Genomic DNA, 13,550 nt, shown 5'->3' on the forward strand with positions numbered 1-13,550 from the left:
ATAACGATGGAAGAATATTATATGAATACGGCAATAGAGCTTGCCAGACGCGGTGAAGGGCAGACGCAGTCCAATCCCCTTGTCGGCGCTGTCGTCGTCAAAAACGGACAGATCGTCGGAATGGGCGCCCATTTGCAATACGGAGAATCGCATGCCGAGGTTCACGCGATTCATATGGCCGGCAGACACGCAAAAGGCGCCGATTTGTATGTGACGCTGGAGCCTTGCAGCCATTACGGAAAAACACCGCCATGCGCTGAGCTGATAATAAAGTCGGGGATAAAAAGGGTGTTTATCGCTGTGAAAGATCCGAATCCGCTTGTAGCCGGAAAAGGCATCGGAATGCTGGAAGCAGCGGGCATCGAAGTGAAAACCGGACTTCTCAGGCAGCAGGCAGAAGAGCTGAATAAAATGTTTCTTCACTTCATGCGGACCGGACTTCCGTATGTCACCTTGAAAGCGGCCGCGAGCCTTGACGGGAAAACAGCGACTGAAACCGGTGACAGCAAATGGATTACATCAGAGGCGGCAAGGCTTGATGCCCAGCAATACAGGAAATCGCATCAAAGCATTCTTGTCGGAGCAGGCACAGTCAAAGCCGATAATCCGAGCCTGACCTGCAGGCTTCCTGATGCGGTGAAGCAGCCGGTCAGAGTGATTCTCGATACAAAGCTGACCATTCCTGAAACGGCAAATGTGCTCACTGACGGCGCTGCGCCGACATGGATATTTACGGCCAAAGGTGCAGACGTGCAAAAGAAAGACCGGCTGACCGCACTCGGAATAAAAGTTATTCCGCTGGAAACAGACCGCATTCACGTCCCTGAGGTGCTCGGTATTCTCGCTGAAAACGGCATAATGTCCGTTTATGTGGAAGGCGGAGAATCCGTACACGGAAGTTTTGTCAAGGAAGGCTGTTTCCAAGAGCTTCATTTCTATTTCGCCCCTAAATTAATCGGAGGAACGCTTGCTCCCAGCTTGATCTCCGGTGAAGGTTTTCAATCAATGAAAGATGTCCCCCATTTACAATTCACACAAATCACCCAAATCGGGCCGGATATAAAACTGACGGCCATACCTAAAGATGGAAAGGATGGTGAAGATGTTTACAGGAATCGTTGAAGAAACAGGCACGATCCAAGCAATCAAAAAGACAGGCCTTTCCATGGCATTAACCATCGCCGCTTCAAAAGTGACAAGTGACGTGAAGCTTGGCGACAGCATTGCGGTAACCGGCATCTGCCTGACCGTAACCGGATTTTCTGACAATCAATTTACGGTTGATGTCATGCCGGAAACAGTGAAAGCCACTTCGCTGAACGGCTTGTCAAAAGGCAGTAAAGTAAACTTGGAAAGAGCGATGTCCGCCAACGGACGGTTCGGCGGCCACTTTGTATCAGGGCACGTGGACGGAACGGCGGAAATTACGCGGATCGAGAAAAAAAGCAACGCGGTCTATTACGATTTAAAACTTTCGCCGGAATTGACAAAAACGCTCGTATTGAAAGGTTCAATTACGGTAGACGGCGTGAGCCTGACGATTTTCGGTTTATCAGACGAAAGCGTGACGGTATCCATCATTCCGCATACCATCTCAGAAACGATTTTTCAGACGAAAACAGTCGGATCGATCGTAAATATTGAGTGTGACATGATCGGCAAATACTTATACCGCTTTTTGCACAAAACAGAACAAACGAAAAGCAATCAAACTATCACGGAAGCCTTTTTAAGCGAGAACGGCTTTTAGAAAGGAAGATCGATATGTTTCATCCGATAGAAGAGGCGTTAGAGGCGCTGAAAAAAGGTGAAGTCATCATTGTTGTCGATGATGAAGACAGAGAAAACGAAGGAGATTTCGTAGCGCTGGCTGAGCATGCCACGCCTGAAGTGGTTAATTTTATGGCGACCCATGGGAGAGGCCTGATCTGCACGCCGCTGTCTGAAGACATCGCCGGCCGGCTGGATCTTCACCCGATGGTCGATCATAATACGGACTCACATGAGACAGCGTTTACGGTCAGTATTGACCACAGGCTGACAAAAACGGGCATCAGCGCGCAGGAACGATCCTTTACCATTCAGGCGCTGTTGAACGAAGAATCTGTGTCTGACGATTTTCAGCGTCCGGGCCACATTTTCCCCTTAATTGCAAAAAAAGGAGGCGTCCTGAAGCGGGCCGGCCATACGGAAGCAGCCGTTGACCTTGCAAAAGCCTGCGGATCTCAGGGAGCGGGCGTCATTTGTGAAATTATGAATGAAGACGGCACAATGGCCAGAGTGCCGGAGTTAGCCGAAATCGCCGAACGCCACCAGCTGAAAATGATTACGATAAAAGACTTAATAGAGTACCGTTACAACATTACGACACTTGTGAACAGAGAAGTTGATATTACGCTGCCGACTGACTTCGGCACGTTTAGAGTTTACGGATATACAAACGAGGTTGACGGAAAAGAACATCTCGCCTTTGTCATGGGGGATGTCCCGTTTAACAGCGAACCCGTTCTTGTCAGAGTGCACTCAGAATGCCTGACGGGCGATGTGTTTGCATCCCATCGCTGTGATTGCGGACCTCAGCTTCATGCCGCGCTTGCGCAAATTGCTGAAGAAGGCCGCGGCGTTCTATTGTATTTGCGCCAGGAAGGCAGAGGAATCGGTTTAATCAATAAGCTGAAGGCGTACCGATTGCAGGAACAAGGGTACGACACGGTTGAAGCGAACGAAGCGCTCGGCTTTCTGCCTGATCTGCGCAACTACGGCATCGGCGCCCAGATTCTCCGCGACTTAGGGGTTCAGCATATGAAACTTTTAACCAATAACCCCCGGAAGATCGCCGGCCTCGAAGGATACGGTCTCAGCATTTCAGAACGGGTGCCGCTTCAAATGGAAGCGAGTGAGCATAACAAGCAATATTTAAAGACCAAAATGAAAAAACTTGGACATCTGCTTCATTTCTAAAAACAAATCTCACAAAAAAGGATGGATAACATATGAATATCATACAAGGAAACCTAGTAGGAACAGGACTTAAAATCGGAATCGTCGTCGGCAGATTTAATGAATTTATTACGAGCAAGCTGTTAAGCGGAGCGGAAGACACGTTGCTTCGCCACGGTGTAGAATCAAACGACATTGACGTCGCTTGGGTGCCGGGAGCGTTTGAAATCCCGTTTGCGGCAAAGAAAATGGCGGAAACGAAAAAATACGATGCCGTCATTACGCTCGGCACGGTTATCAGAGGAGCGACAACGCATTATGACTATGTCTGCAATGAAGCGGCAAAAGGCATTGCCCAGGCGGGAACGGCGACGGGCGTCCCGGTTATCTTCGGCATCGTGACGACTGAAACCATTGAGCAGGCCATCGAACGAGCCGGAACAAAAGCCGGAAATAAGGGAGCGGATTGCGCAGTATCTGCCATTGAAATGGCAAATTTAAACCGTTCATTTGAATAATTTGTTGAAAAGCGTTTAAAACAGCGGCGAAAATGATATAATGTGAGGAAACGGATCGCCTTTATGTATCCGTTTGATAGGACATGAATGGACATTTTGGATATAGAGGGGTTTTTATGTTAATTCGTTATAAAAAATCGTTTGAAAAGATTGCGATGGGTCTTCTGTCATTTATGCCGAATGAAAAAGATCTCAAGCAGCTTCAGCAGACAATAAAGGACTATGAAACGGATACTGGCCGCCAGCTCTTTCTTTGGAAAGAGGATGAAGATATCGTCGGAGCGATCGGAGTCGAAAAAAAGGACTCAGAAGTTGAAATCCGGCATATCAGCGTGAATCCTTCTCACCGCCATCAAGGAATCGGAAAGCAAATGATGGACGCCTTAAAACGTCTGTTCAAAACGGAGGCACTCGTTCCGAATGAATTAACGCAAAGCTTTTTTGAACGCTGTCAACATCAAAAAGATCAGGATATCTCATATAATAACTGACAAATGCTCCCGGAATCTTCACGGTTTCGGGAGCTGTTTTGATATAGAAAAAGCAGGGCTGACCGTCAGCCTCTGCTTTTTTTTCTTCTCTCAATTTCCCGTTCGCGTTCCTTAATGACATCCGTCCTGTCCCGCAGGCGGTGTTTATGAATAAGAAAGGTATCTGATACGCCGTCTTGCCCCCATGTATAGCCCTTTCGGCGGCATTCGGCAAGACATGCTTCTTTCAGGGCTTCATCTGTAATCGGCAGCATAACACTTCTGTAAGGCAGGCCCGCTTCTATATCGTCTGACAGCGTTTCTATCAGCTCAATCAGCTTCGGGTGGCTGAGACCGAGAGAACAGACCGCCTGCTTTTCAGACCGGAGAATACGTAAGCTGTTGGCAATCAGCCGTTTCGCCCCGGCTTCATTTCCCCTGCGCTGGTGATACAGAGCGACGGCAAGCTGAATCAGGCCGACCCAATGAATGCTCCGCTTTTCAGCCGGGCTTTCTTTCCAATATTCCTCTAACAGTTCATGACACTCAAAATAATCTCTTGATGCGTGAAATTCGGCCAAAAAGCCGATATAAGCTTTAGGATACAAGCCGCTTCCTCCTTTTATGCTAAAACCAGTGTACCACAGCGCTATGAAAAGGAAAAAAGAGCGGCTTGGTGCCTGAAGCCTGAGGAACTAGCAGATGTAAGATGCTCCTACGACAACGAGCAAAATAAACAGAACGACAATTAATGCAAAACCTCCGCCGAAACAAGCTCCGCTCATGTGAAATCAGCCTCCCTTTGTTTCAAGTTTACACGGCTATCATATGTGCATCCGCCTTTAAAGGTATAGGCGTATATCTTCTTTTTCAGTATTTTCTAAATAACGGATGACGTGTATAAAAGTATTGGACGAGAGCATTTCGGTGGATTATACTAAAGGGTAGCCAGTTTTTCCGGCAATGAGAGTGATATTGAAAATGGTGAGATAATGGTAGAATATCAAGTGAAAATTGATACGTTTGAAGGCCCATTGGACCTGCTGCTTCATCTGATTAACCGTCTTGAAATCGACATATACGACATACCCGTGGCAACCATTACTGAACAATATTTATTATATGTACATACAATGCAAGAGCTTGAACTTGATGTCGCCAGTGAATATCTGGTCATGGCGGCGACGCTTCTCAGCATTAAAAGCAGAATGCTGCTTCCGAAACAAGAGGAAGAGCTGTTTGAAGACGAAATGCTTGAAGAAGAAGACCCTCGGGACGAGCTGATTGAAAAGCTGATTGAGTATAGAAAGTATAAAACCGCTGCGAAGGATTTAAAAGAGCGGGAAGAAGAAAGACAAAAGTCATTTACAAAGCCGCCGAGTGATTTAAGTGAGTATGCAAAAGAAATCAAACAGACGGAGCAGAAGCTGTCGGTGACCGTTTATGACATGATCGGCGCGTTTCAAAAGGTGCTTCAGCGTAAAAAAATCACGCGGCCGAAAGAAACGACCATTACAAGACAGGAAATACCGATTGAAGACAGAATGAACGAAATCGTAAAAAGCTTAAAAACGGCGGGGAGAAGAATAAACTTCACGGAGCTTTTTCCTTCTCGGCAAAAGGACCATCTCGTCGTGACGTTTTTAGCAGTCCTGGAACTGATGAAAAATCAGCAGATTATCATTGAACAGGAAGAAAACTTTTCGGATATATACATTATGGGGAGTGAATCCATTCATGGCGCTTGATATCGTGAATTGGAAAGCGATTGTGGAAGCCCTGCTGTATGCGGCGGGGGATGAAGGGCTGACCAAAAAGCAATTGGTGACGGTGCTTGAAATAGAAGAAGCGGAACTGGCCGGAATCATGGAAGAAGTGGCCGCTCAGTACAAGGAAGACGACAGAGGCATCGAGCTTACCGAATATGCGGATACGTATATGCTTGGAACGAAAAAAGAATTCGTGCCTTATTTGAAAAAACTAATCGAAGTGCCGTCAAAAGGGCTGTCACAGGCTTCTTTGGAAGTGCTGGCGATCGTTTCGTACAAGCAGCCGATCACACGGGCGGAAATTGAAGATATCCGGGGCGTGAAGTCTGAGCGGATTCTGCACAGCCTCGTGTCAAAAGCGCTGCTGTGTGAGGTGGGCCGCGCCGACGGTCCCGGCCGGGCGATTTTATACGGCACTACACCGGTATTTCTTGAACAATTCGGCTTAAAAACATTGGAGGAGCTCCCGCCGCTTCCTGAAAATGCGGAGGAAGACGTTCTCCAGGAGGAAGCCGATTTATTCTTTGAAAACTTCAACCAAACTTTTGAGGATATTAAATAATAATCGTTTTTCATCATACGATAGTAGGGAAAGGCCATTGATGAATGACGCAAATGACGATGTACAAGAGAGGAAGGAAACGGACGGAAATGGGAAATTCGATTGTGAGGGCCCATACTGAAGAAACTGGTGAATTTTTAGCCGAGGTTGTCACGATGGTCAGCAGCTATTTAAATCATACAACTTTGCCGGAGATGCGGGCTCAAGGAGAGGCGGATGAGGCATACTGCCGCGACGTGCTCAGTGTGCTGAGGAGGATGACCGTCTTTTGCGAAGGCGCCCAGGAAGCCTGCAGGCGGCTTTTAATGCAGGAGCCGTTTCATGAGGCGAGAGCGGAAAAAACACTGTATAAAGTATATCATCAGTGCGTGGAAGAGTTTTTCATGCCGAAAAAGGATACATGGTACGAAAACAGCCGCGCCGCTTATACAGGCCAAAGCGCGATTGAATTCTACCAGCAAGTGCCGGACTCGCTGCGGAGCCTTCTGCTTTCGCTCAGCAGTGAATTTCTGCGCATGCGGGAAGAATTGGCGCAATATGAAGCATCAGGCTCAAATATGGCACCAGTCAGATAAAAACTCTTCCTTTTGGGAGAGTTTTTTTATGTGAAAGTGATGCAATTGGTATTCATAAGTCATGGACATGCGCATAAACTTGTACAAACCCACAACAAGGACGTGAGCATTCATGCGCTTTCTCAAAAAAGCTGCCGTATTTCTTTTGACTTTTGTTATTCTTTTTTCCATTACAGACGGCAATACGGCACATGCCCAAATACATGTCAGCGCAAAAAGCGCGATTATAATCGACGGAGCATCTGGCAGGGTGTTATTCGCCAAGGATGAACATCATAAGCGGCGGATTGCAAGCATTACGAAAATCATGACGGCGGTGCTGGCGATTGAATCAGGGAAGATGGAAGAGACCGTGACGGTTTCCCCGAATGCCGTAAAAACGGAAGGCTCAGCCATTTATCTTCAGCCGGGACAAAAAGTAAAGCTGAAAGATCTCGTATACGGGCTTATGCTGAGATCAGGAAATGACGCCGCTGCGGCAATAGCGGAATATGTCGGCGGAAGCCTTGACGGTTTTGTATTTTTGATGAACAAAAAAGCCGAGCAAATCGGGATGGAAAATACAAAATTTCAAAATCCGCACGGGCTGGACGACCATGAAAATTTATATTCAACGGCGTTTGACATGGCGCTTTTGACTAAATACGCGATGAAAATCAAGGAATACCGGACCGTTTCAGGCACAAAAGTGTATAAGGCGGAAACGATGGACCGGGTATGGAAAAATAAAAACAAGCTTCTGACCGGGCTCTACCGTTACAGCACAGGCGGAAAAACGGGTTACACAAAAATCGCGAAACGGACGCTCGTCTCGACGGCCTCAAAAGACGGTACGGATCTCATCGCGGTCACCATAAATGATCCGGATGATTGGGATGATCATATGAATATGTTTAATTATGTCTTTGATCACTATAAAACCTATGTCATCGCCAAAAAAGGCGGCATTCCGAAGCTGAAAAAGACGTTTTACGGAAAGCGCGCTTTTATTGCCCGGGATGTCAAATATTTGTTAAAAAAAGATGAAATCGACGATGTAAAAATCAGCACAACCTTAATAAAACCGAAAAAAGCCTGGAAAAAGGACGCCTCTCTCATTCCTGATGTCGTCGGCCGGATGACTGTTATGCATGATGGGAAAGTGATCGCCAGGATCCCCGTCTATTATGAAAATGAGCGCCATAAAAAACCGAAAAAGCATTTCATTGAGACGTTTACGAGCCTGTTTATGAGCGCGGCGGGCGGTTCGTCATGGTCAATTTAATCTGGGTATGTCTGACGGTAATCGGACTTGTCTTTGCGATGTTTAACGGTACCTTGCAGGATGTGAATGAAGCCGTTTTTAAAGGAGCGAAAGAAGCGGTTACGATCTCGTTCGGATTAATGAGCGTTCTCGTGTTCTGGCTCGGCCTGATGAAAATAGCCGAGCAGTCCGGCCTTTTGGATATATTCAGCAGAATGTGCCGCCCGTTTATTTCTAAGCTGTTTCCCGATATTCCCCCTGATCATCCGGCGATGGGATACATCTTATCAAATCTCATGGCAAACTTTTTCGGACTGGGAAATGCGGCGACACCGCTCGGCATTAAAGCCATGGAGCAGATGAAAAAGCTGAATGGAGGTAAGTCTGAGGCCAGCCGTTCCATGATTACCTTTTTGGCGGTAAATACTTCGAGTATTACATTGATACCGACAACCGTCATTGCCGTGCGCATGGCTTACTCGGCGAAATCACCGACCGATATCGTCGGGCCGACCATCTTAGCGACTTTAATTTCGGGAATCGGCGCGATTTTCATTGACCGCTACTTCTGGTACCGCCGCAAAAGAAAAGGGAGGTAAGCGAATGGAAATGGTGAATTGGCTGTCTTTAGCCATGATTCCGATTATTATCGCCGGTATATTGATATACGGCACGATCAAAAAAGTGCCGACGTATGAATCGTTCGTTGAAGGCGGAAAAGAAGGAATTGAGATTGCGTTTTCCATCATTCCGTATTTGGTCGGGATGCTGGTGGCGATTACCGTATTCCGGGCCTCGGGCGCGCTGGATTTTGTCATGGGGCTGTGCAAGCCTTTCTTTACAACGCTCGGCATTCCCGCAGAAGTCGTGCCGCTTGCTCTGATCCGCCCGATTTCGGGGACGGCGGCGCTCGGCATGACGACTGATCTGATCGCCGTGTACGGGCCTGATTCATTTATCGGCAGACTGGCCTCGGTCATGCAGGGATCGACTGACACGACGCTGTATGTCCTGACGGTGTATTTCGGGGCGGTAGGCATCAAAAAAATGGGGGATGCTTTAAAGGTTGGTCTTCTTGCTGATTTGATCGGGGTGGTTGCATCAATCATCATAGTTACGTTATTATTTGGAAGCGCCTGAAATCAGGCGCTTTTTATATATCAGAATAACTCTCCTTGAAAAAGCTTGTTTGTTCAAGGGGAAAAAAGTAAGATTATACTTGAGGTGAACGACATGGAAAGACTGCAAAAAGTTATTGCTCATGCCGGCGTGGCATCACGCAGAAAGGCGGAAGAGCTGATAAAAGAAGGAAAAGTAAAGGTGAATGGAAAAGTAATAACAGAGCTCGGCGTAAAAGTGACCGGTTCTGATCAGATTGAAGTAAACGGATTAAAGGTGGAGCGGGAAGAACCCGTGTACTTTCTGCTTTATAAACCGAGAGGAGTGATCTCAGCAGCTGATGACGACAAAGGGCGGAAAGTGGTGACCGACTTTTTCAAAGAAGTGCCGCAGCGCATTTATCCGATCGGCAGGCTTGATTATGATACGAGCGGACTTTTATTGCTGACAAATGACGGCGAGTTTGCCAACAAACTCATGCATCCGAAATACGAAATTGATAAGACGTACGTCGCCAAAGTGAAGGGGATTCCTTCCAAGGAACTTCTGAGAAAGCTTGAGCGCGGCATTCAGCTTGAAGAAGGCAAGACGGCGCCGGCCAGAGCGAAATTGCTTTCCCTGGACAAAAGAAAGCAGACGAGCATCATTCAGCTGACGATTCATGAAGGACGGAACAGACAGGTCCGCCGCATGTTCGAGGCGATCGGTCATGACGTGCTGAAACTCAAACGTGAAGAATACGCATTTTTAGATTTAAGAGGCCTGCGCACAGGAGACGCAAGAGAATTGTCGCCGCATGAGGTGAAAAGGCTTCGGGCTTTAGCTGAACACGGTAAAAACGCTTTCTAATTTTCACATAACCTTCAAAAATTACAAAACGTGTTGATGATATAATTGAATGGATTTGCAGGCAGGGGAGGGGAGCAGTGTACAATGAACAAAAAACGGCGGCGTTTATTCATTCGGACCGGCATCCTTCTCATCTTACTCTGCGCGCTCGGATATACCATCTATAATGCCGTATACACAAACGGTGAGCGTATATCTGAGGGGTCCAAAGCCCCGAATTTCGCGCTGAAAGATACAGAGGGCAGACTCATAGAACTGAGTCAGTTAAAAGGAAAAGGTGTTTTTCTGAATTTCTGGGGAACGTGGTGTGAGCCGTGCAAGCAGGAATTTCCCTACATGGAGAATCAATACAAGCATTTTAAAGACCTCGGTGTCGAGGTGGTTGCGGTAAATGTCGGCGAATCAAAAATTGCAGTACATAATTTTATGAAAACATACGGCGTCAATTTCCCGGTTGCGCTCGATACTGACCGGCAAGTGCTGGACGCGTACGGCGTATCACCTATTCCGACGACATTTTTGATCAATCCCGACGGAAAAGTCGTGAAAGTGGTGACCGGCACGATGACAGAACGCATGGTTCATGACTATATGAATTTAATTAAGCCGGAGGCGTCTTCATGAAAAAGGTCAAATGTGAATGCGGGCACGTGAATCCAGCCGGGACGGTTTTGTGCGAGTCGTGCGGGAAGCCGCTTGATGATCAAAAATCGCCGCTTGCCGATATGCGGTACGACGGCAGCGCAAGGCGTTCGCAAACATATAACAAAACAATCGTAGATAAGGTATGGAACTTCTTTTCTTCCGTAAAAGTCGGAATATGGCTGATCGTCATTACTCTGGCGGCGTCTGCTTTCGGCACGGTTTTTCCGCAGGAAGCTTATCTGCCGCCGGGCGCCCAGCCGGATACATATTATGAACAGCAGTACGGCATAATCGGCCAACTGTATTATCTGCTGGGATTTCATCACCTGTACGGCTCATGGTGGTATATGCTCCTGATCGCATCCATTGGCATATCACTGGTCATCTGCAGCCTGGACCGGGTGATTCCTTTGTACAGGGCGCTGAAAAATCAAGGAGTTCGGCGGAATCCGGTCTTTTTGAAGAGACAGCGTCTATACAGCCGGACAGAAACCGAGCTGAGCGGGGATGCGGCTGATAGCCTCAGAACACGATTGAAAAAAAAGCATTATAGAGTGCGAGAACAAGAGGGAAGCATTCTGGCGGAAAAAGGCCGTTTTTCAAGGTGGGGGCCCTACGTCAATCATATCGGCCTGATCATTTTTCTGATCGGAGCCATGCTGAGATTTGTACCCGGTATGTATGTCGATGAAACGCTCTGGGTCCGTGAAGGCGAAACCGCCCAGATCCCAGGTACTGACGGCAAATATTACTTAAAAAACAACCGGTTCACGATGCAGACATATAACAAAGACACTGAGAAAAAAGTATTCGCCGACGCCATTGACAGAGCCGGAAACGGCAAAGTCGCCAAATCCTTCACAACGGACGCGGTTTTGTACAAGAGGGAAGGCGACATTGTATTCGGTGAAAAGCCGAAGCTTAAAAGAGTCAAAGAAAACAATATCCGCGTCAATGAACCGCTTCGCTTTGACTCCTATTCTGTGTATCAGGTGGACTATAAAGAAAACCAGCTCGATCAGATGGTATTTCAGCTGATCGACCAAAAAACAAAACAGTCATTCGGCAAACTGAAGATCAATCTTCTCGATCCCGACACGGACTATGATCTTGGTAACGGTTACAAAGTGCAGATCGCCAGTTATCTTCCTGATTTTTATTTTAACAAGGACGGAGAACCGAGCACGAAAACGAAGGTTCCTAACAATCCGGCTTTTGTCTTTAAAATCACGGCTCCTGACAAGCCGAAAGGGGAGAAAAGTTTTGTTGCGATTCAGCAGACTGTTGAAGGTTCCGACAGTAACAAGTACAAATTAAAATTCGACCATGTGGAAACGAAAAACATTACAGGACTCACCGTCAGAAAAGACTTAACCTTATGGGTGCTTGCCGTCGGCGGCGCGATCTTTATGATCGGCGTCATTCAAGGAATGTACTGGCAGCACAGAAGGATCTGGATCAAAACAGGTGATCATGAAGTGCTTGTGGCGGGACATACGAACAAAAACTGGTTCGGTCTGAAAAAAGATATCGAATTTGTTCTTAGCGGGACCGGGATTCAAGAGCCGGCCGATCAAAAAGAATTGGCCAAAAATCAGGCCTAGTGAAAAAGGAGTGGTGTCATGGCGGAGCTGAGCGCAAATTTTCTTTATGCTGCCTTTTTGATTTATTTAATTGCCGTCCCGATTTTCGGCGGCGCCATCCGGGGAACAAAAGGTGCTAAGGACGGTAAGGGCCGCTGGTCGGCTATCGGAATCACGTTAACCATTTTCGGATTTCTTTGTCATCTCGCCTACTTCATTGCGAGATGGTCGGCAAGCGGACATGCGCCTGTCAGCAATATGTTTGAATTTACGACGTCATTCGGCATGATGCTTGTTCTCGCTTTTATTATTATTTACTTTATTTACAGACTGCCTTCATTAGGCATGTTCACATTGTCTATCGCGCTTTTGCTTATCGCATATGCAAGCATGTTTCCGACAGACATCACGCCGCTTATTCCGTCACTGCAGAGCAATTGGCTGTACATTCACGTCACGACGGCGGCGCTCGGGCAGGCGATTCTTGCGATCAGTTTTGTAGCCGGCGTCATTTTCCTGTTAAAGCACGTCGACCAATCCAGACCGGGTAAAAAAACGTTCTGGCTCGAAGTCATCATGTTTATACTCGTGACGACCGTGGCATTTATCGCCGTCACGTCGGCATTCCGGCTGGCGGACTACAAAGCTGAATTTAATTGGGTGGATAAAAAAGAAGCCAAAAGCGTCATGATATATGATATGCCTGCGCTTGTCGGCCCGCATGAGGGAGAACTGCTTACGGAAGGCGCAATGAAGCCGCTTATTGAGCTTCCGGCCATTTTTTCAGGCAGAAAGGTCAATACGGTGATCTGGTCGTTTGGCGCAGGCCTCGTTTTATACGGTGCGCTCAGGCTGATATTCAGAAAGAGAATCAGCGCTCTTATCAGCCCGCTCGTCAAAAATGTGAATCTGGACTTGGTCGATGAAGTCGGCTACCGCGCTGTTTCCATCGGTTTTCCGGTATTCACACTCGGCGCGCTTGTGTTTGCGATGATTTGGGCGCAGCTTGCATGGACGCGTTTTTGGGGCTGGGACCCGAAGGAAGTATGGGCGCTGATCACCTTTTTATTTTACGCAGCGTATTTGCACTTGCGGCTGTCAAGAGGCTGGCATGGCGAAAAGTCCGCGTGGCTTGCCGTCATCGGCTTCGCCATTATTATGTTTAACTTAATTTTTGTGAATCTCGTGCTTGCCGGACTTCATTCGTACGCATAGATGCAAAAAGCCGATACAGTTCTCAAGCTGCCGCACAGTTTGTTAAAATGAAAGTAACAGAA

At 47.3% G+C, this 13,550-nt stretch carries 17 protein-coding genes; 15 read left to right on the forward strand and 2 right to left on the reverse strand.

What is annotated here, in order from left to right; translation table 11 throughout:
* The first annotated feature begins 6 nt into the window (after positions 1-6).
* The 5 genes from ribD to ribT all read left to right on the forward strand — a co-directional run bounded on the left by ribD (position 7) and on the right by ribT (position 3,949).
* Positions 7-1,122 (forward strand): bifunctional diaminohydroxyphosphoribosylaminopyrimidine deaminase/5-amino-6-(5-phosphoribosylamino)uracil reductase RibD, encoded by a 1,116-nt coding sequence (ribD, locus tag BZ167_RS18315; protein WP_061860677.1) that lies wholly within the window; start codon positions 7-9, stop codon positions 1,120-1,122.
* Positions 1,103-1,750: a riboflavin synthase gene (gene ribE / locus BZ167_RS18320; RefSeq protein ID WP_061860676.1), complete on the forward strand. Its 648-nt coding sequence runs from the start codon at positions 1,103-1,105 to the stop codon at positions 1,748-1,750. The genes ribD and ribE overlap by 20 nt, the downstream gene beginning before the upstream one ends.
* A gap of 14 nt (positions 1,751-1,764) precedes the next feature.
* On the forward strand, positions 1,765-2,961 hold the full coding sequence (locus tag BZ167_RS18325; RefSeq protein WP_047935905.1) for a bifunctional 3,4-dihydroxy-2-butanone-4-phosphate synthase/GTP cyclohydrolase II: 1,197 nt from the start codon (positions 1,765-1,767) through the stop codon (positions 2,959-2,961).
* 32 nt (positions 2,962-2,993) lie between these two features.
* Positions 2,994-3,458 (forward strand): 6,7-dimethyl-8-ribityllumazine synthase, encoded by a 465-nt coding sequence (gene ribH, locus BZ167_RS18330; RefSeq protein WP_003153372.1) that lies wholly within the window; start codon positions 2,994-2,996, stop codon positions 3,456-3,458.
* Positions 3,459-3,574: 116 nt separating this feature from the next.
* Positions 3,575-3,949 carry a GNAT family N-acetyltransferase RibT gene (gene ribT / locus BZ167_RS18335; RefSeq protein ID WP_003153373.1) on the forward strand — a complete coding sequence of 125 codons (375 nt, stop codon included), beginning with the start codon at positions 3,575-3,577 and terminating at the stop codon, positions 3,947-3,949.
* 65 nt (positions 3,950-4,014) lie between these two features.
* Here ribT and BZ167_RS18345 read toward each other — a convergent pair whose 3' ends face one another.
* Together BZ167_RS18345 and BZ167_RS18350 are read right to left on the reverse strand one after the other, a co-directional pair.
* A complete protein-coding gene (locus BZ167_RS18345; RefSeq protein ID WP_003153375.1) occupies positions 4,015-4,536 on the reverse strand; it encodes a DUF309 domain-containing protein in 522 nt (173 codons plus the stop codon).
* An 87-nt stretch (positions 4,537-4,623) separates the two neighbouring features.
* The gene (locus BZ167_RS18350) at positions 4,624-4,713 is read right to left on the reverse strand and encodes a YjcZ family sporulation protein (RefSeq protein WP_003153376.1); all 90 of its coding nucleotides are present in this window, start codon (positions 4,711-4,713) and stop codon (positions 4,624-4,626) included.
* A 207-nt stretch (positions 4,714-4,920) separates the two neighbouring features.
* Here BZ167_RS18350 and BZ167_RS18355 point away from each other — a divergent pair, with 207 nt between their 5' ends.
* From BZ167_RS18355 to ccsB, 10 genes are all read left to right on the forward strand, one after another.
* Complete coding sequence (locus BZ167_RS18355) at positions 4,921-5,676, forward strand: segregation/condensation protein A (protein ID WP_060674357.1); 756 nt, start codon at positions 4,921-4,923, stop codon at positions 5,674-5,676.
* Positions 5,666-6,259, forward strand: coding sequence for an SMC-Scp complex subunit ScpB (gene scpB / locus BZ167_RS18360; protein ID WP_007409428.1), 594 nt, complete (start codon positions 5,666-5,668; stop codon positions 6,257-6,259). Before BZ167_RS18355 ends, scpB begins: the two co-directional genes overlap by 11 nt.
* Before the next feature lie 89 nt (positions 6,260-6,348).
* Positions 6,349-6,834, forward strand: a complete 486-nt coding sequence (locus BZ167_RS18365) for a DUF3907 family protein (RefSeq protein WP_033574737.1) — start codon at positions 6,349-6,351, stop codon at positions 6,832-6,834.
* A 112-nt stretch (positions 6,835-6,946) separates the two neighbouring features.
* On the forward strand, positions 6,947-8,098 hold the full coding sequence (locus BZ167_RS18370) for a D-alanyl-D-alanine carboxypeptidase family protein (RefSeq protein ID WP_077392173.1): 1,152 nt from the start codon (positions 6,947-6,949) through the stop codon (positions 8,096-8,098).
* A complete protein-coding gene (locus tag BZ167_RS18375) occupies positions 8,086-8,676 on the forward strand; it encodes a nucleoside recognition domain-containing protein (protein ID WP_003153385.1) in 591 nt (196 codons plus the stop codon). Before BZ167_RS18370 ends, BZ167_RS18375 begins: the two co-directional genes overlap by 13 nt.
* A gap of 4 nt (positions 8,677-8,680) precedes the next feature.
* Entirely contained in the window at positions 8,681-9,217 is a 537-nt protein-coding gene (locus tag BZ167_RS18380) for a spore maturation protein (RefSeq protein ID WP_033574735.1), read from the forward strand.
* A 93-nt stretch (positions 9,218-9,310) separates the two neighbouring features.
* Positions 9,311-10,045, forward strand: a complete 735-nt coding sequence (gene rluB, locus BZ167_RS18385) for a 23S rRNA pseudouridine(2605) synthase RluB (RefSeq protein WP_007409432.1) — start codon at positions 9,311-9,313, stop codon at positions 10,043-10,045.
* Between the two features lie 84 nt (positions 10,046-10,129).
* Entirely contained in the window at positions 10,130-10,669 is a 540-nt protein-coding gene (gene resA / locus BZ167_RS18390) for a thiol-disulfide oxidoreductase ResA (protein WP_003153391.1), read from the forward strand.
* Positions 10,666-12,294: a cytochrome c biogenesis protein ResB gene (resB, locus tag BZ167_RS18395; protein ID WP_061860675.1), complete on the forward strand. Its 1,629-nt coding sequence runs from the start codon at positions 10,666-10,668 to the stop codon at positions 12,292-12,294. The genes resA and resB overlap by 4 nt, the downstream gene beginning before the upstream one ends.
* 18 nt (positions 12,295-12,312) lie before the next feature.
* On the forward strand, positions 12,313-13,488 hold the full coding sequence (gene ccsB, locus BZ167_RS18400) for a c-type cytochrome biogenesis protein CcsB (RefSeq protein WP_060674353.1): 1,176 nt from the start codon (positions 12,313-12,315) through the stop codon (positions 13,486-13,488).
* Positions 13,489-13,550: the final 62 nt, after the last annotated feature.

The sequence above is a fragment of the Bacillus sp. 275 genome, from assembly GCF_001999205.1.
In the GTDB taxonomy this organism is placed as follows: Bacteria; Bacillota; Bacilli; order Bacillales; family Bacillaceae; genus Bacillus; species Bacillus velezensis.

Excerpts from the sequence above, each read along its gene's own strand:
- ribD (WP_061860677.1), top strand. The coding sequence starts at position 7 with ATGGAAGAATATTATATGAATACGGCAATAGAGCTTGCCAGACGCGGT.
- ribE (WP_061860676.1), top strand. The coding sequence starts at position 1,103 with ATGTTTACAGGAATCGTTGAAGAAACAGGCACGATCCAAGCAATCAAA.
- BZ167_RS18325 (WP_047935905.1), top strand. The coding sequence starts at position 1,765 with ATGTTTCATCCGATAGAAGAGGCGTTAGAGGCGCTGAAAAAAGGTGAA.
- ribH (WP_003153372.1), top strand. The coding sequence starts at position 2,994 with ATGAATATCATACAAGGAAACCTAGTAGGAACAGGACTTAAAATCGGA.
- ribT (WP_003153373.1), top strand. The coding sequence starts at position 3,575 with ATGTTAATTCGTTATAAAAAATCGTTTGAAAAGATTGCGATGGGTCTT.
- BZ167_RS18350 (WP_003153376.1), bottom strand. The coding sequence starts at position 4,713 with ATGAGCGGAGCTTGTTTCGGCGGAGGTTTTGCATTAATTGTCGTTCTG.
- BZ167_RS18355 (WP_060674357.1), top strand. The coding sequence starts at position 4,921 with ATGGTAGAATATCAAGTGAAAATTGATACGTTTGAAGGCCCATTGGAC.
- scpB (WP_007409428.1), top strand. The coding sequence starts at position 5,666 with ATGGCGCTTGATATCGTGAATTGGAAAGCGATTGTGGAAGCCCTGCTG.
- BZ167_RS18365 (WP_033574737.1), top strand. The coding sequence starts at position 6,349 with ATGGGAAATTCGATTGTGAGGGCCCATACTGAAGAAACTGGTGAATTT.
- BZ167_RS18370 (WP_077392173.1), top strand. The coding sequence starts at position 6,947 with ATGCGCTTTCTCAAAAAAGCTGCCGTATTTCTTTTGACTTTTGTTATT.
- BZ167_RS18375 (WP_003153385.1), top strand. The coding sequence starts at position 8,086 with ATGGTCAATTTAATCTGGGTATGTCTGACGGTAATCGGACTTGTCTTT.
- BZ167_RS18380 (WP_033574735.1), top strand. The coding sequence starts at position 8,681 with ATGGAAATGGTGAATTGGCTGTCTTTAGCCATGATTCCGATTATTATC.
- rluB (WP_007409432.1), top strand. The coding sequence starts at position 9,311 with ATGGAAAGACTGCAAAAAGTTATTGCTCATGCCGGCGTGGCATCACGC.
- resA (WP_003153391.1), top strand. The coding sequence starts at position 10,130 with ATGAACAAAAAACGGCGGCGTTTATTCATTCGGACCGGCATCCTTCTC.
- resB (WP_061860675.1), top strand. The coding sequence starts at position 10,666 with ATGAAAAAGGTCAAATGTGAATGCGGGCACGTGAATCCAGCCGGGACG.
- ccsB (WP_060674353.1), top strand. The coding sequence starts at position 12,313 with ATGGCGGAGCTGAGCGCAAATTTTCTTTATGCTGCCTTTTTGATTTAT.